The 26,308-nt window shown below is 35.0% G+C and carries 24 protein-coding genes and 1 pseudogene; 19 read left to right on the forward strand and 6 right to left on the reverse strand.

Features of this window, described 5'->3' with window-relative positions:
* The first annotated feature begins 35 nt into the window (after nucleotides 1-35).
* The 6 genes from ACYIAQ_RS02775 (at nucleotide 36) to ACYIAQ_RS02800 (ending at nucleotide 6,569) form a co-directional block, all read left to right on the forward strand.
* Nucleotides 36-656 carry an ATP-binding cassette domain-containing protein gene (locus ACYIAQ_RS02775; protein ID WP_122019136.1) on the forward strand — a complete coding sequence of 207 codons (621 nt, stop codon included), beginning with the start codon at nucleotides 36-38 and terminating at the stop codon, nucleotides 654-656.
* On the forward strand, nucleotides 656-1,453 hold the full coding sequence (locus ACYIAQ_RS02780; protein ID WP_483562486.1) for a metal ABC transporter permease: 798 nt from the start codon (nucleotides 656-658) through the stop codon (nucleotides 1,451-1,453). The genes ACYIAQ_RS02775 and ACYIAQ_RS02780 overlap by 1 nt, the downstream gene beginning before the upstream one ends.
* A gap of 146 nt (nucleotides 1,454-1,599) precedes the next feature.
* Nucleotides 1,600-2,829 carry a lactate oxidase gene (locus ACYIAQ_RS02785; RefSeq protein WP_483562487.1) on the forward strand — a complete coding sequence of 410 codons (1,230 nt, stop codon included), beginning with the start codon at nucleotides 1,600-1,602 and terminating at the stop codon, nucleotides 2,827-2,829.
* Nucleotides 2,830-3,180: 351 nt separating this feature from the next.
* Nucleotides 3,181-4,674 (forward strand): ABC transporter substrate-binding protein/permease, encoded by a 1,494-nt coding sequence (locus tag ACYIAQ_RS02790; RefSeq protein ID WP_483562488.1) that lies wholly within the window; start codon nucleotides 3,181-3,183, stop codon nucleotides 4,672-4,674.
* Entirely contained in the window at nucleotides 4,667-5,413 is a 747-nt protein-coding gene (locus tag ACYIAQ_RS02795) for an amino acid ABC transporter ATP-binding protein (protein ID WP_483562489.1), read from the forward strand. Before ACYIAQ_RS02790 ends, ACYIAQ_RS02795 begins: the two co-directional genes overlap by 8 nt.
* Nucleotides 5,414-5,426: 13 nt before the next feature.
* Entirely contained in the window at nucleotides 5,427-6,569 is a 1,143-nt protein-coding gene (locus tag ACYIAQ_RS02800; protein WP_483562490.1) for an ArgE/DapE family deacylase, read from the forward strand.
* 53 nt (nucleotides 6,570-6,622) lie between these two features.
* On the opposite strand, the gene pepF is transcribed toward ACYIAQ_RS02800, so the two are convergent.
* Nucleotides 6,623-8,428 (reverse strand): oligoendopeptidase F, encoded by a 1,806-nt coding sequence (pepF, locus tag ACYIAQ_RS02805; RefSeq protein ID WP_483562491.1) that lies wholly within the window; start codon nucleotides 8,426-8,428, stop codon nucleotides 6,623-6,625.
* 146 nt (nucleotides 8,429-8,574) lie between these two features.
* On the opposite strand from pepF, the gene ACYIAQ_RS02810 reads away from it, so the two are divergent.
* The 5 genes from ACYIAQ_RS02810 (at nucleotide 8,575) to ACYIAQ_RS02830 (ending at nucleotide 13,153) form a co-directional block, all read left to right on the forward strand.
* On the forward strand, nucleotides 8,575-9,744 hold the full coding sequence (locus ACYIAQ_RS02810) for an LCP family protein (RefSeq protein ID WP_483562514.1): 1,170 nt from the start codon (nucleotides 8,575-8,577) through the stop codon (nucleotides 9,742-9,744).
* A 46-nt stretch (nucleotides 9,745-9,790) separates the two neighbouring features.
* Nucleotides 9,791-10,150 carry a hypothetical protein gene (locus ACYIAQ_RS02815; RefSeq protein WP_122019041.1) on the forward strand — a complete coding sequence of 120 codons (360 nt, stop codon included), beginning with the start codon at nucleotides 9,791-9,793 and terminating at the stop codon, nucleotides 10,148-10,150.
* 190 nt (nucleotides 10,151-10,340) lie between these two features.
* Complete coding sequence (locus ACYIAQ_RS02820) at nucleotides 10,341-11,882, forward strand: ABC-F family ATP-binding cassette domain-containing protein (protein WP_483562492.1); 1,542 nt, start codon at nucleotides 10,341-10,343, stop codon at nucleotides 11,880-11,882.
* Between the two features lie 15 nt (nucleotides 11,883-11,897).
* Nucleotides 11,898-12,674, forward strand: coding sequence for a threonine/serine exporter family protein (locus ACYIAQ_RS02825; RefSeq protein ID WP_122019134.1), 777 nt, complete (start codon nucleotides 11,898-11,900; stop codon nucleotides 12,672-12,674).
* Between the two features lie 2 nt (nucleotides 12,675-12,676).
* Nucleotides 12,677-13,153: a threonine/serine exporter family protein gene (locus ACYIAQ_RS02830; RefSeq protein WP_122019037.1), complete on the forward strand. Its 477-nt coding sequence runs from the start codon at nucleotides 12,677-12,679 to the stop codon at nucleotides 13,151-13,153.
* Between the two features lie 174 nt (nucleotides 13,154-13,327).
* Here ACYIAQ_RS02830 and ACYIAQ_RS02835 read toward each other — a convergent pair whose 3' ends face one another.
* Together ACYIAQ_RS02835 and ACYIAQ_RS02840 are read right to left on the reverse strand one after the other, a co-directional pair.
* On the reverse strand, nucleotides 13,328-14,038 hold the full coding sequence (locus ACYIAQ_RS02835) for a C39 family peptidase (RefSeq protein WP_483562493.1): 711 nt from the start codon (nucleotides 14,036-14,038) through the stop codon (nucleotides 13,328-13,330).
* An 84-nt stretch (nucleotides 14,039-14,122) separates the two neighbouring features.
* A complete protein-coding gene (locus tag ACYIAQ_RS02840) occupies nucleotides 14,123-15,700 on the reverse strand; it encodes a multicopper oxidase family protein (RefSeq protein ID WP_483562494.1) in 1,578 nt (525 codons plus the stop codon).
* A gap of 356 nt (nucleotides 15,701-16,056) precedes the next feature.
* On the opposite strand from ACYIAQ_RS02840, the gene ACYIAQ_RS02845 reads away from it, so the two are divergent.
* Nucleotides 16,057-16,581, forward strand: a complete 525-nt coding sequence (locus ACYIAQ_RS02845; protein WP_483562495.1) for a hypothetical protein — start codon at nucleotides 16,057-16,059, stop codon at nucleotides 16,579-16,581.
* Between the two features lie 100 nt (nucleotides 16,582-16,681).
* Entirely contained in the window at nucleotides 16,682-17,302 is a 621-nt protein-coding gene (locus ACYIAQ_RS02850) for an LVIS_2131 family protein (protein ID WP_483562496.1), read from the forward strand.
* A 56-nt stretch (nucleotides 17,303-17,358) separates the two neighbouring features.
* On the opposite strand, the gene ACYIAQ_RS02855 is transcribed toward ACYIAQ_RS02850, so the two are convergent.
* Nucleotides 17,359-18,852: an O-antigen ligase family protein gene (locus ACYIAQ_RS02855; protein WP_483562497.1), complete on the reverse strand. Its 1,494-nt coding sequence runs from the start codon at nucleotides 18,850-18,852 to the stop codon at nucleotides 17,359-17,361.
* A gap of 881 nt (nucleotides 18,853-19,733) precedes the next feature.
* The gene (locus tag ACYIAQ_RS02860; protein ID WP_483562498.1) at nucleotides 19,734-20,060 is read right to left on the reverse strand and encodes a DUF2187 domain-containing protein; all 327 of its coding nucleotides are present in this window, start codon (nucleotides 20,058-20,060) and stop codon (nucleotides 19,734-19,736) included.
* Between the two features lie 94 nt (nucleotides 20,061-20,154).
* Here ACYIAQ_RS02860 and ACYIAQ_RS02865 point away from each other — a divergent pair, with 94 nt between their 5' ends.
* The 4 genes from ACYIAQ_RS02865 (at nucleotide 20,155) to ACYIAQ_RS02880 (ending at nucleotide 23,356) form a co-directional block, all read left to right on the forward strand.
* Nucleotides 20,155-20,703: a guanylate kinase gene (locus ACYIAQ_RS02865; protein ID WP_483562499.1), complete on the forward strand. Its 549-nt coding sequence runs from the start codon at nucleotides 20,155-20,157 to the stop codon at nucleotides 20,701-20,703.
* A gap of 170 nt (nucleotides 20,704-20,873) precedes the next feature.
* Nucleotides 20,874-21,365 (forward strand): C40 family peptidase, encoded by a 492-nt coding sequence (locus ACYIAQ_RS02870; protein WP_483562500.1) that lies wholly within the window; start codon nucleotides 20,874-20,876, stop codon nucleotides 21,363-21,365.
* A 218-nt stretch (nucleotides 21,366-21,583) separates the two neighbouring features.
* The gene (locus ACYIAQ_RS02875; protein WP_122019130.1) at nucleotides 21,584-22,318 is read left to right on the forward strand and encodes a C40 family peptidase; all 735 of its coding nucleotides are present in this window, start codon (nucleotides 21,584-21,586) and stop codon (nucleotides 22,316-22,318) included.
* Between the two features lie 165 nt (nucleotides 22,319-22,483).
* On the forward strand, nucleotides 22,484-23,356 hold the full coding sequence (locus ACYIAQ_RS02880) for a C40 family peptidase (protein ID WP_483562501.1): 873 nt from the start codon (nucleotides 22,484-22,486) through the stop codon (nucleotides 23,354-23,356).
* A gap of 67 nt (nucleotides 23,357-23,423) precedes the next feature.
* Here ACYIAQ_RS02880 and hflX read toward each other — a convergent pair whose 3' ends face one another.
* A complete protein-coding gene (gene hflX / locus ACYIAQ_RS02885) occupies nucleotides 23,424-24,689 on the reverse strand; it encodes a GTPase HflX (protein WP_122019019.1) in 1,266 nt (421 codons plus the stop codon).
* Between the two features lie 495 nt (nucleotides 24,690-25,184).
* On the opposite strand from hflX, the pseudogene ACYIAQ_RS02890 reads away from it, so the two are divergent.
* A pseudogene (locus tag ACYIAQ_RS02890) lies at nucleotides 25,185-25,328 on the forward strand (sunset domain-containing protein); the annotation flags it as partial.
* A 174-nt stretch (nucleotides 25,329-25,502) separates the two neighbouring features.
* Nucleotides 25,503-26,243, forward strand: a complete 741-nt coding sequence (locus ACYIAQ_RS02895) for an L-ribulose-5-phosphate 4-epimerase (RefSeq protein WP_122019018.1) — start codon at nucleotides 25,503-25,505, stop codon at nucleotides 26,241-26,243.
* The last annotated feature ends 65 nt before the right edge of the window (nucleotides 26,244-26,308 follow it).

Below are 26,308 nucleotides of genomic sequence, written 5' to 3' on the forward strand. Positions count from 1 at the left end.
AATTGTCTGATATTTTAGAAGTAAATAATCTTGCCATGAAATTTGACCAAGAATTAATTTTTGAAAATTTAAAATTTAAATTGAAGCAGGGATCGATGACTGCACTTTTGGGGCCAAATGGGACTGGCAAAACGACTTTGATTAATATTTTAATGAAGATGCTAGTACCAACAGCAGGAAATTTCAAGTTTGATTCAAATACTCGTCTGGGATATGTGCCACAGTTTCGCAATATTAATCCAGAATACCCATTATCAATTGAAGCATTTGTTGGCTTAAATGCTCCCTTAATCAAGAATCGTAAAATTAAGCAGGCAATCAAAGCGCAACTTAAAGAAACAAATTTATATCAAATTCGAAATACTCGAATGGGTGAAGCATCGGGTGGACAAAAACAACGTGCATATTTAGCACAAGCATTGCTGGAAAATCCTAACATGATTATTTTAGATGAGGCAACAGCAAGCCTAGACCCACTTGCTAAGGATGAATTAATGAAGTTAATCAGACATTTAAATCAGAAGCATAAAATCACGGTATTGTTCGTAACCCATGATGTGCCATTGGCAAAAAAATATATGCAGGATTACCTTTATTTAAATCATCATAAAATTGAACAAGGGTCAATGGCACAATTTGAGGAGGCTTACGATTAATGTTTGCTTTTGGATTTATGCGTAACGCCTTTTTAGCTAGTACATTTATTGCAATTACCTGTGGTATTGTCGGTGTTTATGTGGTGGCGCGCAATTTTAGTTTTTTAGCACACACTCTTTCGGAGATTGGCTTTGCTGGAGCCGCTTTTGCAGTTTGGCTGGGAATTAATCCCTTATGGGGAATGCTACTATTTACTTTGTTAGGGTCAGTTAGTGTTGGTGAGTTATCCCTGCATAGTGAACAAAAAGAGTCATCAATTAGCGCAATTTCAGCGCTATTCATTGGGTTAGGGGTCTTTTTTTTAGCAATTTCAGGTAATAATAGCAATTACGCGACCAATATTCTTTTCGGCAGTATAATTGGGGTTGATAAGCAAGGAGTTTGGCAATTAATTATCTTATCTATTATTGTATTATTGCTAATTTTTGTTATTCAAAGACAATTGAATTTTGACTCTTTTGATCATATTGGTGCACTTGCTCACGGTGTCAAAACCGGCTTAGTTAGTTTGATTTTCTTGGTGACTTTGGCGATGTCGGTTTCAATTGGGGCTCAAATTGTGGGATCATTGTTAGTATTTATTTTGTTGACCCTTCCGCCATCAATTGCTAGTTATATTGGCAAGACTATTCCTGCAATGTTGGCTTGGTCAGTTTTCTTTGCATTATTAGGTGTTTGGCTTGGGCTCTATCTTGGGTTTATAACTAATTTACCAGTAACATTTTTTATTGCACTAATTGAAGTGATTATTTATCTTATTGCTTACTTTGTCAGTGTTATTAGACATAATTTATAAGTGAAGATAATATTTACAAGATAAATGTAATTGTTTTCACTAGAATAGGCGAACATATTGAAATTTAACTAACCTGTGTAAGCGATTTTATGTATAATGATAGTTGTGTAGTTTATTGAATAGAATTAACAAAAGGAGTTTTAAAAATGACATCCTATTACAACGGTTTTCCGCAAAGTGATCGCGATGAAGCGATTAATATGATTAATCTTGATGAACTTGAGGAACGTGCAAAGAACGTTATGCCGGAAGGTGCATATTACTACATTGCTTCTGGTTCAGAGAATGAATGGACTTGGAGAAACAATACGACCGCGTTTAATCATTTTCAAATTATTCCGCGTGCCTTGACTAATATGACAGATCCTCAGCTTGATACTGAATTTATGGGCATGAAATTAAAGACTCCGGTTATGATTTCACCGATAGCTTGTCATGGAATTGCTCATAAAGATGCTGAAGTTGCAACACAGATAGGTGCTGCCGCTGCCGGAGCATTGTTTAGCTCTAGTACCTATGCTAACAAGAGCGTTGAAGATATTGCTGCTGCTGCTCCAGAAGCACCACGCTTTTTCCAACTATATCTCAGTAAAGATTGGGATTTCAATAAAATGGTCTTTGATGCAGTCAAAAAAGCCGGCTACAAGGGAATCTTTTTAACAGTTGACGCATTAGTTTCAGGATTTAGAGAAGCTAATTTACGAACTAAGTTTGCTTATCCAGTACCGTTAGATTTCTTTACTCGTTACCAGGGTGCTAAGGGTGAAGGTCAAACAGTCGCTCAAATGTATGCTTCATCTGCTCAAAAGATTGGTCCGGAAGATGTGAAACGGATTAAAGAAATGTCAGGGCTGCCTGTTTTTGTTAAGGGTGTTATGTGTGCTGAAGATGCTTATCTTGCAATGGGTGCCGGTGCTGACGGAATCGTTGTCACTAACCATGGCGGTCGTGAAGTTGATTGTGGGCCTGCAACTATCGATATGCTTCCAGAAATTGCTAAGGCGGTTAATCATCGTGTACCAATCATTTTTGATTCAGGAGTTCGGCGCGGTTCACATGTCTTTAAGGCATTGGCACTGGGTGCCGATCTTGTTGGGATTGGCCGGCCATACCTCTATGGGTTAGCATTAGGTGGAGCAAAAGGAGTTCAATCGGTAATTGAGCAACTAAATAAGGAATTATTGATCGATATGCAATTAACTGGTTGTAAGACGATTGAAGATGTGAAACGAGCAAGAATAACGCATATTAACTATACGGCTGATAATTTGAGATCAAATACTGATCCTGCAAGAATTAAGCCATATCCTGTCACAACAGAAAATCAAATGAAAGTAGATGACTCGGATACTGTTTCAGGTGCATCTCATTCATAATTAATTGTTTTTGCCTGTTAATGGGCTTTGTTTAATTTTGAAAAAAATCACTATTGTAAAAATTGCTAAAAACTCCGAAGTTAGGACAACTTCGGAGTTTTTTTATAACCAAATTTAGGAGGCTTACTAAAAATATTGAAATTTTAATTGTAATTCTATAAAATAATTTAAATTATAATTATATTTATTTATTTTTATTATAAATTAACTAAAATTATATAATTAAATTATTATGTTTTTTGTGGTAGGTTCTTTGAATGACTGCTATCTATGCCGAATTTTGAATTAGTCGTTGTACTTTTATTTTTTGATTATTATAATTATTTTTATTACATACACGGAGGGAAAACAATGAAAAAAGCATGGAAATGGCTTGAAAGTATTCTATTGTTAGTGATACTACTAACCATAATCCCGCAAAATGTTGGTGCTGCCAGTAAAACAGCACCCAAGGTGACAGATAATTATTTACAAAAAGTTAAACAAAAAGGCGAATTGATAATGGGGACTAGTCCTGATTTTCCTCCATATGAATTTGTCAAAAATATTAATGGCAAGTCGAAAGTCGAAGGAATCGATGTTGAAATCGGAAAAAAGATGGCGCACGATTTAGGTGTTAAGCTGGTTGTCCGGACAATGGACTTTGATTCATTACTGGTAGCATTAGAAACCGGTAAAATTGATATGGTTATTTCCGGTATGGATGCAACGCCAAAACGGGCACAAAGTGTAGACTTCAGTCATGCATATTACAAAAGTGGTCAGGATCTTTTAATTAGAACTTCCGATAAGAATAAATATCATGATTATCACTCATTTGCCGGTAAGGCAATTGGTGCACAAACCGGTAGTTTACAGGCCACGCTTATTAAGCAGCAGGCTAAAAAAGTTACATTAAAAACAATGGATAAAGATAGTGATTTGATTTTAGGTTTGCAAACCAAAAAGTTTGATGCTGTTGCCGTTGATACGGCTACTGCCGGTGCTTTTGCGAAGAATACTTCTGGTATTACTGCTATTGCATCAGGCTTTAAGGTTGATTCAGCTGGCTCAGCAATTGCTTTTCATAAGGGGGCAAAGAGCTTAGTGAATGCAGCTAATAAGTCGATAGCAGAAATTAAACAAAAAGATCTGATTAATCAGGTTTATTTACCTAAAGTTGGTAAATATTTGACCAATGGTAAAAACAAAAAGGCTGCTAAGGCCTCTAATTCAATGTGGGCATATAAGGATTTCTTTATAGCTGGTGTGGGGTATACTTTATTCATTTCAGCAATTTCGGTTTTCTTTGGCTTCTTACTTGGCGCAATCTTAGCGCTAATGCGGTTAAGCCATAATCAATTTGCTCATACAATTGCTACGGCCTATATTGAATTTGTCCGGGGAACGCCATTAATGGTACAGTTGCTTTTTATTTATTTCGGGTTAGGGCTAATTATTAATATTCCAGCATTATTATCAGGAATCATTGCTGTTGCTCTTAATTCTGCTGCTTATGTGGCTGAAGTAATTCGTTCAGGGATTAGTTCAATTGCCAAAGGGCAAACAGAGGCTTCACGTTCATTAGGGCTTTCTCGCTCAGCAACAATGCGTTATGTGATTATGCCTCAAGCAATGAAAAATATTTGGCCAGCACTTGGTAATGAATTTGTTTCCCTTATTAAAGAAAGTTCAATTGTATCAGTCATTGGAGTTAAGGATTTAATTTACCAATCGCGAATTGTTCAAGCGGATACCTATAGAGGTGTTATGCCCTTAGTCATTACGATGATTTTATACTTTATTATTACTTTTAGTTTATCCAGTTTAATGAAAGTATTTGAAAGGAAAATGAAACATGACTAATGAGACAGTGATTAAAGTTGAACATTTAAAAAAATCGTTTGGTCAAAATGACATTTTAAAGGATATTAATGCTGAGGTTCGGGATGGTCAGGTTATTTGTTTAGTTGGACCTTCTGGTGCTGGTAAAAGTACCTTTTTACGTTGTATTAACTTGTTGGATCAGCCAACTGCGGGGAAAGTTTTATTTAAAAACAAAGAATTAACAGCTTTAAGTGAAAATCAACTTGATACTTTACGTGAAAAAATGGGTATGGTTTTCCAACAGTTTAATTTGTTTCCCCATATGAGTATTATTGAAAATATTAAGTTAGCTCCGATGAAAGTTAAGCATGTTAGTGATAAAGAGGCTACAGCAACGGGAATTGAGCTCTTAAAACAAGTGGGACTGGAAGATAAGGCTAATACTTTTCCAGCCAGTCTTTCTGGAGGGCAACAACAGCGAGTTGCCATTGCGCGAGCCTTAGCAATGGGACCAGAAGTAATGTTATTTGATGAACCTACGTCTGCACTTGATCCCGAGATGGTTGGTGAAGTTCTTAAAGTAATGCAGGATTTAGCACAAAAAGGAATGACGATGGTTGTTGTAACGCATGAGATGGGGTTTGCCAAAAACGTTGCTGATGAAATTTGGTTCATGGCTGATGGCTATATCCAAGAAAAGGCGAAACCAGAAGAATTTTTCTCACACCCAAAAACACAAAGGGCTCAAGACTTTTTGGCGAAGGTATTAGAAACGTAAGAGAGGGAAAATTGTGGATGAGAAGCGGGCAATAAAGATTTTGACTGATTTATTAGCAATTGATTCAGCAAATGATCATGAAAGCTTAGTGGCAGACTATATAGCAGCTTTATTTGCTAATTACCCAGTCCAAATTGAGCGTATTACTTATAAACCTGGTCGGGATAATTTAGTTGTTACACTAGGCAATAAGGGACCGTTATTAGGCTTTTCTGGTCATGAAGATGTTGTAGATGCTGGGAATCAAACCAATTGGCAATTTCCACCGTTCACACCAACGCTTTATAATGGAAAAATTTATGGTCGTGGAGCCAGTGATATGAAATCTGGGTTAGCTGCAATGATTGTATCAATGCTTGACTTACTTGAGAGTGGCAAAAAGTTACCTGGTCGAATTCGTCTTTTGGCTTCAGTTGGTGAGGAAACTGGTGAATATGGGGCTGCGCAACTAACCAAGAAAGGTTATGTTCAAGACTTGGACGGACTTATTATTGGTGAGCCATCCAATTTTAATATTCGAGTAACACATAAAGGTATAATTGATTATTATGTGTCTTCAAGTGGAAAATGCGTACATTCCTCTATCCCACAAGAAGGTAAAAATGCTATTATGCCACTAATTCAGTTTGCACAACAGGCGCAATCTTTAATGGATAGTCACCAAGAAAAAGATCCTATTTTAGGGTCTTTGACACATGTGATTAGTCAGATTCAGGGTGGTAATCAAATTAATTCTGTGCCAGATCAGGCTTGGCTTTCCGGTAATATTCGGACAACTCCGAAATATCCGAATGATCAAATTTGTAGTGAGTTAGAACAGATAATTGCAAAATTAAATTCTCAAGGAGCAAAGCTTTCAATTCGTTACAGTTATCCTGAAGTACCCCTACCAAATCAATCTAATAGTCAATTAGCCAGATTGGCACAAGAAGTCGTTCAGCAAGAATTTGGTAAAGACTGCGAATTTACAGCAGGAACAGGTGCGACTGATGCCTCTGAATATATTCAGGCTGGTAATTTTCCTGTAATTATTTTAGGACCAGCGGAAGGTAAAACTGATCATCAACCAAATGAATTTATTGAAGTAGCAGATTATCTTGATGGCTGCAAGTTATATCAAAAGCTTGCATGGCGCTTCTGGCAGGAGCGAGTTTAATATAATCAAAAATCACTTTCCTATATAAAATGAGAAAGTGATTTTTGTTTTTGTTATTTAAAATTGTTTTTGATAATACTTTTGAATTCCTCGAGGCGTTGAGCAAAAGTTTTAAAAGCTTCCTCCAAATAATCGGGCTTGGTCATGTCTACTCCTGCTTTTTTCATGATTTCAACTGGATAATTACTTGAACCGGATTTCAAAAAATTAATGTAGTTTTCTTTTTGTGTATAAGTTCCGTGGACTATGTTGTTAGCTAGTGCTGTCGCTGCAGCAAAACCTGTCGCGTACTGATAAACGTAAAAGTTATAATAAAAATGAGGGATTCGGGCCCACTCTTTATCAATATCACTATGTTCTTCAACAGCATCCCCATAATAACGCTGATTTAATTTGCCGTAAGCGTCATTAAGAAAGTCTGCGGTTAATGGTTCACCTTGGGCATCCATTTCATGGATATACTGTTCAAATTCAGCAAATTGGGTTTGTCTGAATAAGGTACCTTTAAAGGAATCAAGATAGTAATTAAGTATAAAAGCGCGCTCTTTTGGTTCAGTAAGATGATTGAGAAAATATTCAGTTAAAATATTTTCGTTAGTAGTTGAAGCAATTTCTGCTACAAAAATAGGGTAATCGCCATAGGCATAAGGCTGATTTTGTCTAGTATACATGCTATGAACAGAATGACCGGTTTCATGGACTAATGTGTAAAGAGAATCAACGCTATCATTCCAATTGAGTAATTCATAAGCATCTGTGTCATAGCTACCGCCAGAATAGGCACCTATTACCTTATGTTGTGACTCAACGACATCAATAACGCGGTTGTTAAAAATGTAATCGACTTGTTTGAGATAATCACTTCCGAGAGGCTCTAGAGCTTCTTTTGCTTTGCTTTTGGCTTGATCAAAAGTATAAGAAAGAGAGGGCGTGCCAGTCAGTGGCACATACATGTCCCACATTTGTAAGTCATCAAGTTGCAAAAGCTGCTTACGTAAAAATACGTAGTCGTGTAGCAAGTTAAGATGGTCGTCTACTTCTTTGATTAAGGTATCATATACTACTTTAGGAATACAATTTTCACTTAGGGCATTATTACAAGCCGAATCATAATGATGAATATAAGCGAGATAATTATGCTTTTTGACAACGCCTGCCAATGTTGATGCAAGAGTATTTTGAAATTGCCCATAAGTTGCATACATTGAATCAAAGGCATCATGTCGCACTTCACGCTTTTGCGATTGAATTAACAGCGAATATAGGCCATCAGACAATTGCACCATTTGACCATCATCGTTTTGGACATAACCGTATTCCATATCGGAGTTTGTTAATACATTATAAGTATTTTCGGGATTTTCTAGGGCGTCTCCCGCCGCTGCGATCAACTTCTCATCATTAGAAGATAAGGTATGTGGTTTCATTTGAATAATTTCATCAAGCAGATGCTGATACTTATTTAAATACGGCTCTTGTTGCATAAATTTATGCAATTTTTCTGGAGAAAGATTTAAAATAGTAGGATTGATAAAAGCAGTAACTGATTCAAATTCATTAGCAAGAGTTTGTGCTTGCGCAACATACCCCAGATAATGTGTATTACTTGTATCAACATCACTTGCCATAGTGGCATAAGTATAGACTTTTTCAAGGCGCCTGCGTATATCAAGAATTTTGGTTAAACCAGTATATAGTTTTTGACCAGATGATATAAAGTCAGAGCGTAACTTAGATAAAGTGGGAATTTCTTGTTTGATTTGTTGGTATTCGGCTATCCACTCATTGTCAGATTTAAAAACACGAGTAAGGTCCCACTTAAGTTTAGTTGGAACTTGCGTTCTTTTAGGAATTGTCATTAGAAATCTCCTTTGAAATTTAGTAATAATTGTGCTCAAAAGCAAAAAATAAGATATTATTAATTATATTTGATAATATTTTAATTCAAGTTCTTAAGTGATACAAATAAAGATGCATAATATGGATGGAAGGATTAAATAAAGGAATGGATCCAAATTCAAAACGTAGAGAAGATTACCGTAAGAAACAATCATCGTTAAATATCCAACGTAATCATGTCTTGGCTGGTCCAACAAGTACGCGTCACGGTAATTCCTTTGCTCGCTTATGTGGTATAGTTGCTGTTATTTTTGTGAGTCTGGGACTTGCATGGACAGCACACATGTATTTTGCACTCCATAGTGCCATTGATGGTGAAGGTGGTAATACAGCTACATCAGCTCGAATTGCTAAACGTCAACCAATTTCGATTTTAATTCTAGGTGTTGATCAAGGACTTGAGGGGCGGCATGATCGCGGTAATTCAGACACTATAATACTGGCTACCGCTAATCCAGCTAAAAGTAAGTCGACAATGACCTCAATTCCTCGGGATACTTTAGCCAATATTTTAGGCGATCCAGGTGATAAATATAATATTTTTAGGATAAATTCAGCTTATGGTGTAGGTGGTAGTTCAGCTGCGGTGAAGACGGTATCTGCGTTAGTTAATGTTCCCATCTACTACTATGTTGAAGTTAATATGAAAGCATTACGAAATTTGGTTAACGCAGTTGGCGGAGTAGATGTCAATGTCCCATTTAGTTTTTCGTATGATTGGTGCGATTTTCATAAAGGTAAGCAACACCTTAATGGTCGACATGCTGTTGCCTATGTTCGAATGCGACATGACGATCCTAGGGGAGATTATGGCCGACAAGTTCGTCAGCGACAAGTAATTACGGCTGTTGTTAATAAGGCGATTTCAGTTGATACTCTTGCGAATTATCGTAAATTAGTTAAAATTTTTACTAAATATGTTAATACGAATCTAACTTTTAATGATATGCTAGCTTTAGCATTAACCTATCGCAATTGTTCGCAGCATATTGATAGTGATTATATTCAGGGGCATGATGCGTGGATTAATGGGTCATCAATTCAAATAGCATCAACTGCTGAATTGCAACGAGTATCTAATAAATTACGTCTGAATTTAGGGTTAGATAGTGAGATTCTTGATAACGATGAAACAAGGCTCAATAAAATGAATGAACAAAATAACAATATTAAATGGAAAGATCCTACTCCATTTAATAATTATCAGATCTATCAATCAGTTCTTTCCAATGACTCTGATGCAACAACTAATAATCAAAGTTCTGCAAATCAATAATTTCTCACTGATTAATTAAAAAATTTCAAGATGTGGAGGCTAAAGGATGCATAAGCAACGAGTTTTTCCTATTGTCTATGGGATTATTTCATCATTAATCGCATTTATTGCTGTTTTTTTCATTAGTAATCGAACTTTTAAATGGTCTTTACCTATAGCTGTTATGGTAGCTAGTATCTTTGCAATGTTTTTCTTTGTTTTATCATGGTTTCGGGGTCATGCTTCAGTTGAAATTAAACGCATTGCTCATGAATTTCAGTTATCTGATGAGGATTTAGCACAAATTACTGGAATGAAGAGAAGTGACTTTCCAATTTATCATGATCGCTTACAGTTGATTCTTCCTAAGCGATATTGGCCTAAAGTATTAACAGCCCTACAAAAATTTGAGCGGGACCAAAAATAAGTTGTACTTTATATGAAATTATTAATTAAGAAGTTAGATATTATTTACAAGGTAATACCTAACTTTTTTATTGAATAGTAATTATTACTTGATTAATTTAAAAAAATTTAGTTAGCGAACAAAAACAAGCTAAAGATATAACTTTATTATATACTAGAGCAAGTTGTTTTTTACTTTAAGGGGATAGATAATGAGTTTACTGACTGTTAATAATTTAGGCCAGCACTTTGTTGATAAAACATTATATGAAGATGCAAATTTTGTTTTGAACAAAGAAGATCACATGGGAGTTACTGGACAAAATGGTGTTGGTAAATCAACTTTAATTAAAATTTTAACTGGTGAAATTTTACCAGATGATGGTCAAGTTAAGTGGCAAAGTCGGGTAAGTGTTGGTTATTTAGATCAGTATGCTAAGTTGACTCCAGGAGTTACAATTCGTGACTTTTTGAGAACCGCTTTTGCGCCACTTTATCAACAAGAAAAAGAGCTAACAAAGCTGTATATGCAGTATGACGATAATGGTACTAATGAATTGCTGCAAAAGGCCGGTAAGATACAAACTTACTTAGAAGAGCATAACTTTTATGGAATTGATACGGAAATTGAACGAGTTGCCGCGGGATTAGGATTAGCTGATTTAGGTTATGATCATGATGTGGCAAAATTATCTGGTGGACAGCGATCAAAAATAATTCTGGCCAAGTTACTTCTGCAAAATCCAGATGTATTGTTATTGGATGAACCTACAAATTATTTAGATGTAACACATATTGACTGGCTTGTAGATTATTTAAATGATTTTTCAGGTGCTTTTATCGTTGTCAGTCATGACTATGATTTTCTAGACCGAATTGCTAACTGTATTATTGATGTTGATTTAGGGACAATTACGCGGTACACGGGAACACTTAAACAGGCAATGCGCCAAAAAGAAGCCAATAAAGAGACCTATTTAAAGGCTTACACTAATCAACAGCGCAAAATTGCCAAGACTGAAGCCTATATTCGCAAGAATAAGGCGGGAACCAGATCCAAGAGCGCAAAGTCTCGAGAACGTCAACTTGCTAGGATGGATATTTTAAATCCTCCAAAAGAAAATCGGCATGCCCACTTTGAATTTCCTTATGTTGCAACTGCCTCAAATTTACTGTTGCAAACACAAAATTTGGTCATTGGATATAACGAGCCACTAGTTAAAAAAGCATTTAATTTTTCTGTTGGTGGTAATGAAAAAGTTGCTATCACAGGTTTTAATGGTATTGGTAAATCAACCTTATTGAAGACTTTATTAGGCCAACTTAACCCACTTGCAGGTTCTTTTGAAATAGTGACAACTGCTAAAATTGCTTATTTTAAACAAGATTTAATTTGGCCCAATAATAACATGACTCCGCTTCAATATTTACAAGAAGAATTTGAACGTAAAAGGCCAAAGGAATTACGTGGAGCATTGGCTAGATTAGGGGTAACCGCCCAGCAGGCAATGAGTCCATTAAAAAAATTATCTGGTGGCGAGCAGGAGAAGGTCAAATTAGCTAAAATGCAATTCGAACCAGCCAATTTATTGTTTTTGGATGAGCCAACTAATCATTTAGATCGTGATTCCAAGGATGCCTTAAGAAAAGCAATAATTAATTTCGCAGGTGGTGTCATTATTGTTAGTCATGAGCGAGACTTTTTCCAAGGAAATTGGATTGATAAAACAATTGATATTGAAACGATGAAATAAGTTTTGAGGTATAAAATTGTGAATGAGCAAGATAAGACTTTTTACCAAGAGTTATTAGATACTTGTTTAACTGTAGGTGAATTGATGATTGAGGGGGGGAGTGAAATGTACCGCGTAGAGGATACAATGATTAGGATCGCGAAGACGGCTGGGGAACCAGATCCGCGTGTTTTTATTGTTCCAACGGGAATATTCATGAGCCTAGATCGAGGAAATTATTGTCAAACGGTGCAAGTTCATGAACGAAATATTAATCTTGAATTGGTAGATCGAATTAATTCATTGTCAAGGGCATTCGCAGATCAAAAAATCAATTTGCAGCAGGTCAGAAATGAGGTAGATAAAATTGCTCATGGAAGTTATCCGACATTTCCAATCTGGTTACAGGCTGTTGGGGCTGCTATAGTTAGTGCAACTTTAATGGTTATGTTTATGAATAATTATGATTGGATTGATTTTCCAGCTGCTGCAATAGTTGGAATGTGTGGCTTCATTTCTTTTTACTATTTTAAACGATTTACAAACGTTAAATTTTTGTCTGAACTAGTTGCTGCCATTGTAATGACAACAATGGCAGTCGGTATGGATCACATATTTCCTACAATGGTCATTGATCATATCTTAACGGGAGCATTAATGCCGTTGGTTCCAGGGTTAGCTTTAACAAATGCTTTGCGTGACTTATTTAAAGGTGACTTGCTTTCTGGAATGGTTAAAATTTGTGAAGCATGTTTAACTGCTTTTGCCTTAGGTGGTGGCGTTGGAATTATATTGAAGTTTTTAGGAGCATAAAAATGCCATTGTGGTTAGAAATAATTATTAATCTTATTTTTGCTTATGGAGCTTCGGTTGGTTTTGCGTTGACAATCAATGTTCCACGAAGAGTTTTGAATTTGAGTGGAATGGCGGGGGTTATTTGCTGGATAATTTATTGGCTGGCAATGAGAGCTAATATGGGGCGCTTAATTGCAAACTTACTTGGGTCCTTTGCTGTAGGAATTTTGGGAATTATTTTTGCAAGAAGAAAGAAGTGTCCAGCAACGGTATTTTATATTCCAGCTATTGTACCACTTGTACCCGGAGTTCCGGCTTATCAAGCGGTGCGTAGATTGACTTCTGGCAATATTCAAGGAGCCAATGATGCTATTTTGCGAGTGATTGTAGTTACAGGAGCAATTGCATTAGGAATGCTATTATCTAATATGTGTGTTGAAATCTTTTTCAGAATAAAAAAATTTTACAAGCGAAATAAAGATGTTTATAATAAGTAATTGCGAGTCGACAAAAACGCGAGATGCGGATTTGGATAAGGACACCCGCCTTAAGTGGCAGACACGGGAAGTGTTGGTCGTTGACTAACCTGATGTGAACAGAAGTAGTCACTCATTGTAAAAATGAGCCTTGATTTAAAAAGGGCAGGTTCTTAATTGAACCTGCCTTTTTTGTTATTTTAAAAATAATGCCTGCTTTCCTTGCTGATTATAGCTACGTTCTAGTCCACTCCAGGAAACTTTTTTATTTTTTTGACCAAAGGGATCATTAACGTAAATTTGCCTTTTTTCCTTGTTAAAACCTGTAAGAACGCAAGCATGTGATGATGGCGTAACATGCACTATTCCTTGCTTAGTTGACCAAGTTTGCATGTCTTTAACGCGGTCAAAATTAGTGGTAGTAATAATCAACACGGGGTGACCCTCAGATACCAGTTTTACTACTTGTATAAAGTCGTGTCCAGTAAAATTTTGAATACGATTAGTATATTTGCGAGCTACCTGCATTAAGGGCTCGTTATAAACGCACCATCCTGCATTTGCTAGACTCATATAGCCCACAAAACCGACATGGGGATTTCCACGATACTGACCATTATCAGTAAAAGAAGCAACATGATTAATCTTTTCTGATAGGTCTAACTTAGTTACTTTAATATTATTATAGCGCAAAAGCATAGCTAAAGAGGTTACTTCACAGCCATTAGGCAGCTCTGGGTACTGATTTTCTAAAGGAACATTTATCTTCTGCTTCGAATTGAGAGTTAACCAATCATAATGATTTATGATCTCTTTTGAATTTAGGCAAACAAAAATAAGCCCCACAATAAGTAAGCCTGATACAACTTTAATTAAAACCTTGTTGAAGAATTTCTTTTTAGTCATAAGGTATTTATATCATGAAAAATAGTGTAAAGCAAAAATCGCTCAATAAAATGAGCGATTTTAATATTTTTATTAATGGTTAAATTAATGGTGACTAGCACCAGATAAAGAATCCATAGTATGGTCAGTACCTTTAACATCCATTCCTTCGACGTCCATTCCTGGGCACCAAACTTCATCCATTGGGATTCCTTTTTCTTCAGCAAAAGCCTTGGTTAAGGTTTCCATATCCATCAAATCATATTTCTTATCTGGTTCTTTTGGATCTACGATCTGGATTTGGGCCATCATTCCTGCATCTTCGTGTTCAATAATGTGACAGTGATACATGAAAACACCAGCATTTTGGAAGTAAACCTTAACGCGGACTGTTTCTTGTGGAGCAACTTCTACGGTATCCTTGTAAACATTTCTTTCATTTGGATAAGGTTCTTTGCCATCGCGCGAAACAACTAAGAAGTGAGCACCATGAATATGGAATGGGTGAAGCATACCATGAGTCTTGTCATTAGTATTAGTAATATCCCAATATTCAGTGCTCATTAGCTTTTGCTTCATATCAATTCTCTGCATTGAAAATTGCTTGCCATTGATCATGTTGTGATTATCCATTGTTACTTTACGTACTTCTGCATCTGGATTAACTTCAGGATCATTTGGCGTAAATAATGTGTCAGGAATAACGCTGTCGTCTTTTTCGTACTTATGAATTCTAAATTCAACCAATTTGAAGTCATCAGTATATAGGTTAACGATATCGCCATCATGATATGCACCAAAATCAACGACAACTTGTTGACGTTCACCGGGCCCGATTAAAACCTTAGTCATTTTCACAGGATGTTCCAAGAAAGAATCATCACCAGCGATCTGAGTCATTACAAGATCATCAGTAAAGTGGAGTCGCCATTCTCGTCGGTTTGAGCCACCTAAGAATAGTAAACGAACCTTTTGAGTAGTTACATCAACATAAGGTTTAATCACAGCATTGATAACAGGAACATCACCAAAGATTCCCATAGCATTATAATCTGCCTTGTAATCAAATTGGTTGTCTTCATGGAAAATTCGATCTTGTAAAATAATTGGAAATTCATCTTTGCCATAAGTCTTAGGAATTGGTAGCTTAGCCTCATTTTCGTCAGTTACTACAACCCCCATTGCTAACCCCATCCAAACTTGGGCAGCAGTTGATGGACATGGATGAGCATGTAGCCATGTTAAGGCAGCGGGTTGGTTAACAGTGAACTCAATGTGCTTTTCTTCTCCAGGATATACAGGTGAATGACATGCACCGTCTGCTCCAGGTCCTGGAACTTCCATTCCGTGCCAATGATAGGTTGTTAACTCGGGTAAGCTATTTTTTAGTGTGACATGAACATTTTGTCCCTTTGTTAAGACCATGGTTTTACCAAGGACGGGGAAATTATATCCCCAAGTATGTGTTTTTTTACCTGGTAAAAATTGGAATTCTCCTTCTTGAGATTCAATTGTAAACCAAATATCGTTACCTTCCTGCTTATCTGGCTCCAAAACTGGTGGTACAATTAGAGGCTGTGCATCGACACCTTCTGGAATATGAAGTTCTTTGTACCCCATATTATGATTTTTATCAAAGTCGGCTGATTTATAGAAATAATCTGTATAAACTTTATCTGACATTTTTGTCTACCTTTCACTAAAAAATTAATTTAATTTTTTATCTGTATGATAAATTTACTCTAGATGAAAACGCTTGTAAAGTGGTCATAGCTACGTTTCCGAAGTAGCTAACAAAAATAATGCGTTTTCGCAAAAATATAAATAATTTTGTTATTTTATTTTTGGGCAAAACACTTATAAATAAAGTGATTTTGTGATAACAATTTAACTTTTGGCAAAATAATTTTGTTTTTTAAATTTGGTGTTTTTTAAAAATAATTTTAAAAGAAATAAAAATAAATTGTTTTTGGGTAAGAATTTGAGTATCGTTATAGAAGACTAATAACTAAGTTTTAAATTTGAAAAGGACTTTTACTTTGAAAATCAATTTAATCGATTTAACCAATAAAATTGAACAGCAAGATTATTTAGAAGATTTAGAAACGATTAAGTACGCTGAAATTAGCAAATCGAAAACCAAAATTAAGACATTGGCATCTAAGATGGTGAAAGAGTTGGGGGCGGCAATAAGGCATGATTCTTTAGGACATATTGCTCTTGAAGTGACAGGACAGCGACCAGTTACATTCGCGATAGAAAATAATATTATCAACTTGCCTTACAGTGATTATAAGAAAATTGCTAATTTCTTTGATGAAAATACGAAACAACCTCTGAATGTTTATTTTGAGACTGAATCAGATTATTTGAATGCATCTGACTTTCGAATTGACCAATTGGCTACGGATAAGGAACTCATTGAAAATGAAGATGAAGTGAGTGAGCGTCTTGTTGATGCGGTAATGGCTAAACTCCATCAAGTGCGTGAGTATCAAAAAAATGAGACACCAGTAAAAAGCAAGACAGTAAGTAATAAAAAGGTAAGTACAAGCAAGGGTTAATTTGGAGTGAGTAAAATTTGGTTGATGAAGTGACATTCATTTAAAGCACCTATCCAAAATAAACTTTTTACAATATAATGGAACTTATAGGAGGTCTATTATGATAAGCTGGAATTTTCTTGGTGTTTTATTATGGGTTATCGCTATTCTTTATCTGGTGTTTATTGTTCAAAATATTCGTAAACGTCATTTAGCGATGATTATCAAGAAGCATCAGCAATTTAATTGGCCCAATTTATTAATCGATCTTTTAGAAGTTCTGGTTTTGCTAATCGGAGTCGGATACCTTTTTGGTAAAACAATGCTCGATAATCCTGATCTTGAAGATACGAGTGAAATTTCATCAACTATTACGTATCAACCATTAATTATTAATACGGGAGCTGGTAACTCCAGTTATGTAACGATTGATTCAAAAAAGAAAAAAATTGGTACCCAGACATACACCTACTATTGTGCTGGGAATAAAACAACAGTTTCAAGTAATTTTGCGACAGTGGCCTATGATAAGAATCCCTTAGATATAAACGCTGCTCGGATTCCATATAATGAAAAAGAATTAAGAAAGCAGGATCGCAAATATCAACGAGCCTATGTAGCGGTTTATACAGCAAAGTATAAACCGGTGTGGCAAAATGGTATTGGGTTACATGCTGGTCATACTGCTACTCGCTATTATTTAATTAGAATTCCAGATGCTTCGTTTATTAAGCAAAAATAACTAAAAACAGGTAACAGCCAAAATAATGGTTAGTTACCTGTTTTAATTATTTAGTGTTACGAATATTTCAACAAACTACCCTCGATAAAGGCAAGAATAAAGCTGGCGGTTAGGAAATCAAGGACATTACCGGAAGAGAAAGCAGCTAGCAAAATAAAGCTGCTTGAAAGAATGAGTGAGCTTACTAAGTAAGTTCGAGTAGATTGATACCGCAACCAGCGGTAGATTGCATAAATGATAATAATTAAGTACGGGCTAACAAAGAGTATCATCCCCAGCCAACCCAAGGAGTAAATTTGAGCAGAAAAGTCGCGCTCAAGATTAAAAATATTGTTCTCACGCACATAAGAAATGCCGAAGAACTTGTCACCCAAGTTATTATTAGTTTTAACAACTTGCTTAAGCATTGCTTGTTCAATATGACGATTTCCCATGCGACTTTGGCCCGGTTCATGCATAATCTGCAGCCAAAATTCGGGATCATATTGGTAAGGATAACTTTTAAAAACAAATTTAGGATTAAGAGCGTATACTTGGTAGTATTGTTTAATATAGCACTGTAAAAATTCAGTGCGCTTATTTCCTGTAGGATACTTTTTAAGTCCCTGCGTTAGTTCTTGCTTTGCTTTAGTTAAATCATGGTCGGACTGTTTTGCTAAATAAATTTCATAATGGTAGCGTTGAACAGCCGGACCTATAGTTATTAATCCAGTAGCAGATATTCCAAGCAAAATAACCACTAATAAAGCTCGCCCATCTGACTTAACGTCTTTAATTAGGTACTTATGGAAAAGAAATAATCCTAAACAAATGATTATTCCCCCAATTAAGCCAATTGCTGCAACCTTTGTCCCAATTTCCACCATTGCCAGTGCCTGAATGATATTTAAAGTGACAATGCGCCAATTAAAATTGGTGAATAGATAGTAGATCATAAGTGGTAACAGCATGAATAAGACTGCTGAAATCATATTGGTAAAATTGAAAAAACCTTTTGAAGCTAAGTGTGAGTAACCAATATTGGTATTAAAGAACCAAGCAAAAATATTGGTACTGATCGTTCCGGATTCGTAAGATCTTAATGAAATTACGAATAAATTAGATACGACAATTGTTCCGGAGAAAAGCGTTGAAATTCCTGTGATTACTTGGCGTAAATTTAACGCACTAAAGTGCAATTCTGAAGTTAAATATAAGACAATTAAGGGCAATATCATCCTAATTAAGTAAAAAATTTCACCACTAGTTGAGTAATTATAGCCACTGGGATTAATACTGGTAAAGTTTTTAACATGGAGAAGATGCAATACCGAATAAATGAATAAAGCTAACAGATAACAAAATAGCCATTTGTGGTTAATTAGCTGATTGCGTGCCTTTTTTTGACTAAAGAAAAGTACTAGTAGTATTCCAATTGTCACAAGACGAATAATAGTAGGTAAGGTAAATGGCAAAATATTGGCTAACTCTCCATGATAGAACCAATATAAATCTAAAAACGGTTGACTGAGGATGAACCAAAATAGAATGGTTTTTACTTTTTCTTTCACTTTTTTTCTCCAAGTAATAAATATTTATTAGTTAATTGTAGGCAAAAATAGCGTAAAAAAAAAGGCTTTAACGATAACTAATAGTTCGATCTGCTTTAATTACTATTTTTGCACGGTAATTAAATAGTTTTTTATTACTTATTATTAATTTGAAAATTGCTTGTTACCCCAATTATGACAACAAAAATGAGGTAATAATCAGTTGAAAATGTACTTGCTTCTATTTGAAAGACAGGTAATTTTATATTGTTTTTTTTTTTTTTTTTTATATAATCTGTACGAGCTGTAAAAATGATATATCATATCCTTAAGCACATTTAGTAATAGCTTTTAAGCCCTATTTATTACCACTTAATATGATATATTTGGTATTTATAATTAATAAATACCTATCATAATTCATTGCTTATATATGATGTTGCTAAATGTGTTATTCAAAAGTTGAATGCCCCACAATTTTAAGAAGTGTTAACTTATAGCAGTTTTTGGAAGAAATAATAAGTTTATTGCTTATTCTTATTACTGCGAGGTTAGGACAAACTAAAGAGAGCGTCATTTTTGAAGTCATCCCGTTGGATTAACTTTAATTCAGCGGGTTTTAGAGCTAATTATATTTTTAAAAATTGAACAGTAGGAATGTTTTTGCAAGGTAGCAATGCAAAAGCCACAGATGGTAGCTGAGATTCAGTGAGTCCTGACTAGGTTTACTTAAGGGTAGTTATTTTACGCTAAGAGAGACTCTATTTTTAGTTAAACTAGCGATCATAGTTTTAGTGAAAGTTTGGGTTTACCTTACATTAGGTATTAATTCATACTAAAAAAGCGCAATTTTTGTTAACAAGAAATTGCGCTTTTTTGTTTAAAACACACTAGAGAAACTATTATTTATCATTAGTTTGCTTTTCAGTAGGATTTTGCTCTGATATCTGGTCAGTTTTGGCAATTTTTTCAACTTTGACATCGCTCTCTGCAAGGTCTCGAATTTCTTTGATTTTGCGCTTAGGTGCAGTCTTTAAATTCTTAAAGTTGACGACAATCTTATGATTAAGATCACCAACTGAAGTTTTATCGACGGGATCAAAGTCAATGATCTTTAACAGGGCAGAATTTTCGTAAATTTTTTCAACCTTGCCAATAAAGGGTTGGGTGAGTTCTTCTTCAGATTTTGCACTCAGAATATCATCTATTTTTACATCTGTTTTTTTCATGATAATTTTTACTTCCTCTCTTACCCATGTTTCATTATAATAGAAAGATATTATTATAAAAGCAAATGGTTTTCAAGTAAAGGGGGCTTGGATTATGCGAAAATTAATTTTAATTGCTGGCCCGAGCGGTGCTGGTAAAACTACTATTTCGGAATATTTGACTCGCGAATTTGCTATTCCACGAGTAGTGACGCATACGACCAGACCCATGCGCCAAGAAGAAGTGCCTAATCAATCATATTATTTTGAAAGCAATGCAAGTTTTGAAAAACTACATTTTTTCGAACATATTAAGTATGGCTCTTACCAATATGGCTCTAGTAAAGAGGCTTTAGATGAAGCTTGGCAAGAACATGAATTAGTTTCACTAATTGTTGATATTAATGGCGTTAGGTCGTATCTTACGGCCTTGAAACAGCAAGTTTATTTTTTGTATGTTACTACCAGTACTAAAAAAGAATTAGCAGCACGATTAATGCAAAGAGGTGACAGTCCAGCCAAAATTAGTGAACGTCTAAGTGGCAGTGAATTAAACGAATTACCAAAAAGCCTAAAGAAACAAGCTCACATATTAGTTAATGATGATTGGACCACTACCACAAAAAAACTTGCAACATTAGTACCAAAATTATTAAAAGCCTAAGCCTAATCGTAGAGTTTTAAAATTACACTTCGACTAATTCTTAATGTTTTGTAGCTTCTTTGACATGAATGTGTAACATTTATTGAGTAGTATATAGATTGTTAGTCAAGTTAACTAGCAAATTAAACAAGAAACAATAAGAAATATTTAGTTGAGAGAAGAGATTGGTTTTGAAACACGGTCATAAATATGGGTTAATAAAGATAATTGCAGTAGTAGCATTGTTTTTAATAGGAACTACGACTGCTGGTACAGCTTTGGTGACTACATCAAATGATGTTAGTGCTAATTCTATAACTAAATCCCGTAATGCTGTTGTACGACTTGCTAAAAAGCAGGTGGGAAAAGGTTATGTATATGGTGCAACTGGTCCTTATTATTTTGATTGTTCGGGTTTAGTACAGTACGTTTATCGAAAAGCTGGTAATACCCAACTGCCAAGAACTACTTACTCTCAAGTGACACTTGGTAAGAATGTTTCTTTGAAGAAACTTAAAAAGGGCGATTTGTTATTTTGGGGGTCAGCTGCTGCTCCTTACCACGTTGGAATTTACGTAGGTGATAACCAGTTCGTTCATGCTGCAACTCCTGATCAAGGTGTATTACAGCAACCAATGAGTGCTTACTTTTATCCTTCTGCTGCAAAGAGAATAATTGAATAAAACTAATCAAAATCAACAATATTTCTAAAATACAAGAATCCAAATTTTAGTCCTTCAAGAGCAAAATTCCTGATAGGGCTTTTTTACGTATCAGTATTATTTTTGTAACATTTTTGTAACACTGCACGAGTAGAATTATAAATGTATGTAGAAGTAGATAAATATTGTTTAAATATTATTTGATTGAAAATAAACATAATATTGGGGGGAATTTAATTTTGAAAGTTAAGAGTAATTTAGTAAAATTTACCACGGCCGCCGCTCTAGCAGTTACTAGTATTGGGGTTGCTACCACTGTTAATACAAAATTGACATCTTCTGATGTTGATGCGGCAACTGAAAAAGTCAAAATTAATTATATTCCTGGATACGGTATCAATGTTTGGGATAATTACGAGAATCCAACTTTTACCGGCGAAAGAATTAAGCATGGCAAGACAGTTTCAGTGTTGAGTAGTGCAGTTGATGAGAAAGGTAGAACTTGGTATCAAATAGGCGATAATCAATGGATATTAGCTCGTTATACTGTTAAGCCTGCTCGTCATATTAAAAAAGTAGTTCAAAAAAGTCTAGCATCTTCTATCAGTTCAACACAGGCGGAGAAAGTTGTAGACTTAGCCAATGCAGAAGTTGGGAAAGCTTATGCTTGGGGAAGTAATGGTCCTGGTGCGTTTGATTGCTCAGGCTTAGTTCAATATGTTTATAACAAGGCTGCGGGTAAAGAGGTTAGTCGTTCGACTTATACTCAAGTCAAACAAGGCAAGACAGTTTCAATGCAAAATTTGAGACCTTCAGATCTTTTATTCTGGGGGTCACCTAATGCTCCTTATCATGTAGGTATTTATATTGGTAATAATCAATATATTCATGCAGCAGCACCAGGACAAGGTGTTGTCAAGGACAGTTTAAGTTCATACTTCTACCCCTCAGTTGCCAAGCGCGTGCTTGACTAGTCAAATAACTAAATAAGCAAAAAAATTGCACTTGGAGATAGTCTAGGTGCTTTTTTGTTAACATTAAGATGGCTGTAACTTGATTAAAAACTTTAAGCAGTTAAAATAAAGTTAATATTATTTCTTTTGATTACTTTAGGCTACTAATAAGGAGAATATGGATTTATGAAGCGGAATTTTTGGAAAATGGGGTTAGCAGCAGCAATAACTATAACTGGTGTAGTGACTGCTGTACCTCAAAAAATGGTGAATGCCGCAACATTAAAAGCACCGATCAAGCGTGTTCAGATTAATTATTTACCCGGAAAAAGTGTGAAAATTTGGACTAATTATGATGGTGGACAATTAATTGCCTTTCATGCAAAAGACAAAAGTAAATGGAACGTTGTTGAAGTTGCTGTAGACCGTAAGCAGCGGTTATGGTATCGCATTGGTCCTAATGAATGGATTGAAGCACGTTATACAGTCGATATAAATCAGACTAAAAGTAAATCAATTGTTGCTAAGAAAAAGAATAATAGAAATAACCGTCAAAAAGAACGTAAAAGGCAAAGAGTTGTGAATCAGGTAGCCAAGCCTAAAAATAAGGTTATTATTAGTAAGTTAAATATCAATAAAATTAAAGGGATCGAAAAAACATCAGTTAATAAACAGACTGCAACTGTTGAAGTAAATAAACGTGCCAAAGCTGTAGCTGATTTAGCAAGAAGTCAGGTTGGTAAAGGATATGCATGGGGTGGAAATGGCCCCGATAATTTTGACTGTTCAGGACTTGTCCAGTATATTTATAACAAAGTTGGTGGAATAAGCTTGCCGCGAGTAACTACTGATCAGGTTAAAGTAGGAGTAACAGTTGCAATGAATCAACTGCAACCGGGAGACTTATTGTATTGGGGATCTCCTGATGCCCCGTACCATGTTGGTATCTACATTGGCAATAATCAATATGTGAATGCAGCAAGTCCAGACCAAGGAGTGGTGCAACAAACAATTAGTTCTTATTTTTATCCTTGTATTGCTAAACGAGTGATACAATAATTTTTCTTATAATTAATAAAAAGAGGCCTTAATTTAAAGGTCTCTTTTGCTTGAATAAATATTATACTTATACGACGTATTGTGTGAATTGGTTTTGCTTTTGCGAAGACATGCGCACAGTTAGGTGAACACCATCAGATTGATAAGTTTCACTAATAATTTGCGTGTCTTCATGTAATTGAGCTAGAGTCTTACCAGCAGATAGTGGCAAGAGTAAATCAACTTTTTGATAATCAGCAAATACTCGTTTAGTAATTAACTTAGCTAAAGTAGTGATTGAAGCTGTATCAATAGCTGAATACAAAATATTATTACCTTCAATTTGGGGATAATTACGATTGGCTTTATCAGCTTTATTATAAGCTGTAATCATTGGTGTATCTTTTACCCCGATTTCAGTTAGTACGTCTTGTGTAGTTCGAATCATTTGAATCATGTTAGGATCAGCAGCGTCAACAACGTTGATTAACAAATCAGCATCTTTGACTTCCTGTAAAGTGGCTTTGAATGATTCAACTAACTTATGTGGTAACTTAGAAATAAACCCAACCGTGTCGGAAAGAATAAAGCTAAAGTTATTATTTAATTCAATGCGGCGTACACTTGTATCTAGGGTAGCAAAAAGCATATTTTTAGCAAAAACCTGTTTATCATGATTTTCTTGAGAAAATTTTTTCAAAAGTCCATTCATTGTCGTAGATTTTCCAGCGTTGGTGTAGCCGACAAGAGCTACTTTTGGAATATGGTTTTGATTGCGACGTTTAGCTTTGATTTCTTCTTGTTCCGAAATTGCTTTTAGTTCTTGCTTAATAGCAGAGATTTGCTTACCCAGTGTTCGCCGATTCAATTCCAGCTTTGATTCTCCAGCACCACGGTTGGCAAAACCACCTCCTCGTTGCTGGTCTAGGTTGTTTTGCGATGGATGTAAACGTGGCAGTTCGTACTGTAAACGTGCTAATTGGACCTGCAATTTGGCCTGTTTAGTTCGTGCACGATTAGAAAAAATTTCAAGAATTAATTCTGTGCGATCAATAACTTGTAATTTAGTTAGATTTTCTAAATTGCGGATTTGGACTGGTGAAAGTTCATCGTTTAATATAAGAATTTTAGCCTTTAATCCGCGTGCCATCTCTTTAATTTCGTTAATTTTACCAAGACCTAGGTAAGTACCAGTAACTACTTTTTCTGCGTTTTGCCGTGATTGGCCAACAACTTCCATATTATCTGCTTCGGCTAAGTTAGCAAGCTCAGTCATGTAGTAGTCAAAATTAGGGTCATTTAAATTAACGCCAGCAAGATATGCTTTGGTTTGATGAGGGGTATTATCAATCATATTGTCCTCTTTCTAACTAAAAATTTGAGCAGAAATCATGTCGCTACTATATTTAGTTTGAAAATTCTGTAAGATAACCACTTTTTTTAGATAACTATAATTGTAATACAAAATTGTTTGTTTACCAAGATAATGGGTCAAAGCTAACTTTTATGATTTAGCCAGTAAGTTATTGATTATCAAGTAAGTGGAAGAATTTTTGATAAATATAATTAAAAGCTAAAAGAACTAGCCAAAAATACTTATAGTGTTTCGACATGATTTAATGATTTGTTATAATAATATAAGTGATATTTAATTATTGATTGAGGTACTTAAATGAAAAATCGACTATTAAAAATATTATTACCTGTATTGCTATTACTAAGTAGTTGTGGTTTGATCAATCTTCTAGATAAAGACATTCTTCAACCAACAATGGTAGTTCAAGCTAAAGGGTATCACAGACAATCCCGTAATTATTTACATAAAATACATCGGTACATAGAAACAGGAACTAAAAGAATTATTGGCAACCGTAATTCAAAAATTTATCATGTACCTGGGCAACATAGTTATCGTCTAAATATGGTTAATGCGATATATTTTAACTCTGAAAAAGAAGCAATTAGGGCAGGATATAGATGCTCAAAGAGATAATAATATATTGAATTTTAAGCACACTATATATGGTGTGCTTTTTGTTTTGTAGAAAATTATTAGTTAATCGGTTGCACTAAAAATAAGTATAAATCTTGACTTAAAGCATGACTTATAAAATAGTTAAATAATTTTAAGAGAACATATTGAAATCTAAAGAAAGAAGGTAAATAAATGTTAGAAAAACTAAAAGAAAAGGTTTATAAAGCAAATATGCAATTACCGCAGTTAGGATTAGTTACATTTACTTGGGGTAATGTTTCAGGAATCGATAGAGAAAGTGGTTTATTTGTTATAAAACCATCTGGAGTTGATTACCAACAATTGAAACCTCAAGACATGGTTGTAATTAATCTGCAGGGTAGAATAATCGAAGGTGATCTAAATCCATCAAGTGATACTCCAACTCATGTTATTTTATATCGTAAATTTGGAGAAATTGGCGGCATTGCACATACACATTCTCCATGGGCCGTATCGTTTGCTGCAGCTAAAATGGATATTCCAGCAATGAATACGACTCATGCTGATACGTTTTATGATGCAATTCCAGTTTCTGATTCTCTTTCTCAAAGTGAAATTGCATCAGATTATGAAAAATATACTGGTGTTTCAATTGTCCGTACTTTTGAAGAAAGAAATCTTGATTATAAAGCGACACCTGGTGTACTTATTAGTCATCATGGACCTTTTTGTTGGGGAGAAACGCCTGAAAAGGCGGTTTATAATGCCAAAGTGCTAGAGACAGTAGCAGAAGAAGATTATCATACTATGCAATTAACACGAGCAAATTGTGAGTTACCACATTATTTGTTAAACAAGCACTATTATCGTAAGCATGGAAAAGCTGCGTATTATGGACAAAATAATCCTGTATCAAAATTACATGCAAAAAATAATAACTTTAATAGTTAATTGATTGCACTAAATTTTGTCATGTAATTGACTTAAAAATTGATTTTGTAAGTGCTTAAATTTAA

The sequence above is a fragment of the Lactobacillus sp. X-49 genome, from assembly GCF_057063645.1.

Excerpts from the sequence above, each read along its gene's own strand:
- ACYIAQ_RS02780 (WP_483562486.1), top strand. The coding sequence starts at position 656 with ATGTTTGCTTTTGGATTTATGCGTAACGCCTTTTTAGCTAGTACATTT.
- ACYIAQ_RS02810 (WP_483562514.1), top strand. The coding sequence starts at position 8,575 with ATGGATCCAAATTCAAAACGTAGAGAAGATTACCGTAAGAAACAATCA.
- ACYIAQ_RS02880 (WP_483562501.1), top strand. The coding sequence starts at position 22,484 with ATGAAGCGGAATTTTTGGAAAATGGGGTTAGCAGCAGCAATAACTATA.
- ACYIAQ_RS02815 (WP_122019041.1), top strand. The coding sequence starts at position 9,791 with ATGCATAAGCAACGAGTTTTTCCTATTGTCTATGGGATTATTTCATCA.
- ACYIAQ_RS02895 (WP_122019018.1), top strand. The coding sequence starts at position 25,503 with ATGTTAGAAAAACTAAAAGAAAAGGTTTATAAAGCAAATATGCAATTA.
- ACYIAQ_RS02835 (WP_483562493.1), bottom strand. The coding sequence starts at position 14,038 with ATGACTAAAAAGAAATTCTTCAACAAGGTTTTAATTAAAGTTGTATCA.
- ACYIAQ_RS02830 (WP_122019037.1), top strand. The coding sequence starts at position 12,677 with ATGCCATTGTGGTTAGAAATAATTATTAATCTTATTTTTGCTTATGGA.
- pepF (WP_483562491.1), bottom strand. The coding sequence starts at position 8,428 with ATGACAATTCCTAAAAGAACGCAAGTTCCAACTAAACTTAAGTGGGAC.
- ACYIAQ_RS02865 (WP_483562499.1), top strand. The coding sequence starts at position 20,155 with ATGCGAAAATTAATTTTAATTGCTGGCCCGAGCGGTGCTGGTAAAACT.
- ACYIAQ_RS02790 (WP_483562488.1), top strand. The coding sequence starts at position 3,181 with ATGAAAAAAGCATGGAAATGGCTTGAAAGTATTCTATTGTTAGTGATA.
- ACYIAQ_RS02820 (WP_483562492.1), top strand. The coding sequence starts at position 10,341 with ATGAGTTTACTGACTGTTAATAATTTAGGCCAGCACTTTGTTGATAAA.
- hflX (WP_122019019.1), bottom strand. The coding sequence starts at position 24,689 with ATGATTGATAATACCCCTCATCAAACCAAAGCATATCTTGCTGGCGTT.
- ACYIAQ_RS02840 (WP_483562494.1), bottom strand. The coding sequence starts at position 15,700 with ATGTCAGATAAAGTTTATACAGATTATTTCTATAAATCAGCCGACTTT.
- ACYIAQ_RS02850 (WP_483562496.1), top strand. The coding sequence starts at position 16,682 with ATGATAAGCTGGAATTTTCTTGGTGTTTTATTATGGGTTATCGCTATT.
- ACYIAQ_RS02860 (WP_483562498.1), bottom strand. The coding sequence starts at position 20,060 with ATGAAAAAAACAGATGTAAAAATAGATGATATTCTGAGTGCAAAATCT.
- ACYIAQ_RS02775 (WP_122019136.1), top strand. The coding sequence starts at position 36 with ATGAAATTTGACCAAGAATTAATTTTTGAAAATTTAAAATTTAAATTG.
- ACYIAQ_RS02785 (WP_483562487.1), top strand. The coding sequence starts at position 1,600 with ATGACATCCTATTACAACGGTTTTCCGCAAAGTGATCGCGATGAAGCG.
- ACYIAQ_RS02795 (WP_483562489.1), top strand. The coding sequence starts at position 4,667 with ATGACTAATGAGACAGTGATTAAAGTTGAACATTTAAAAAAATCGTTT.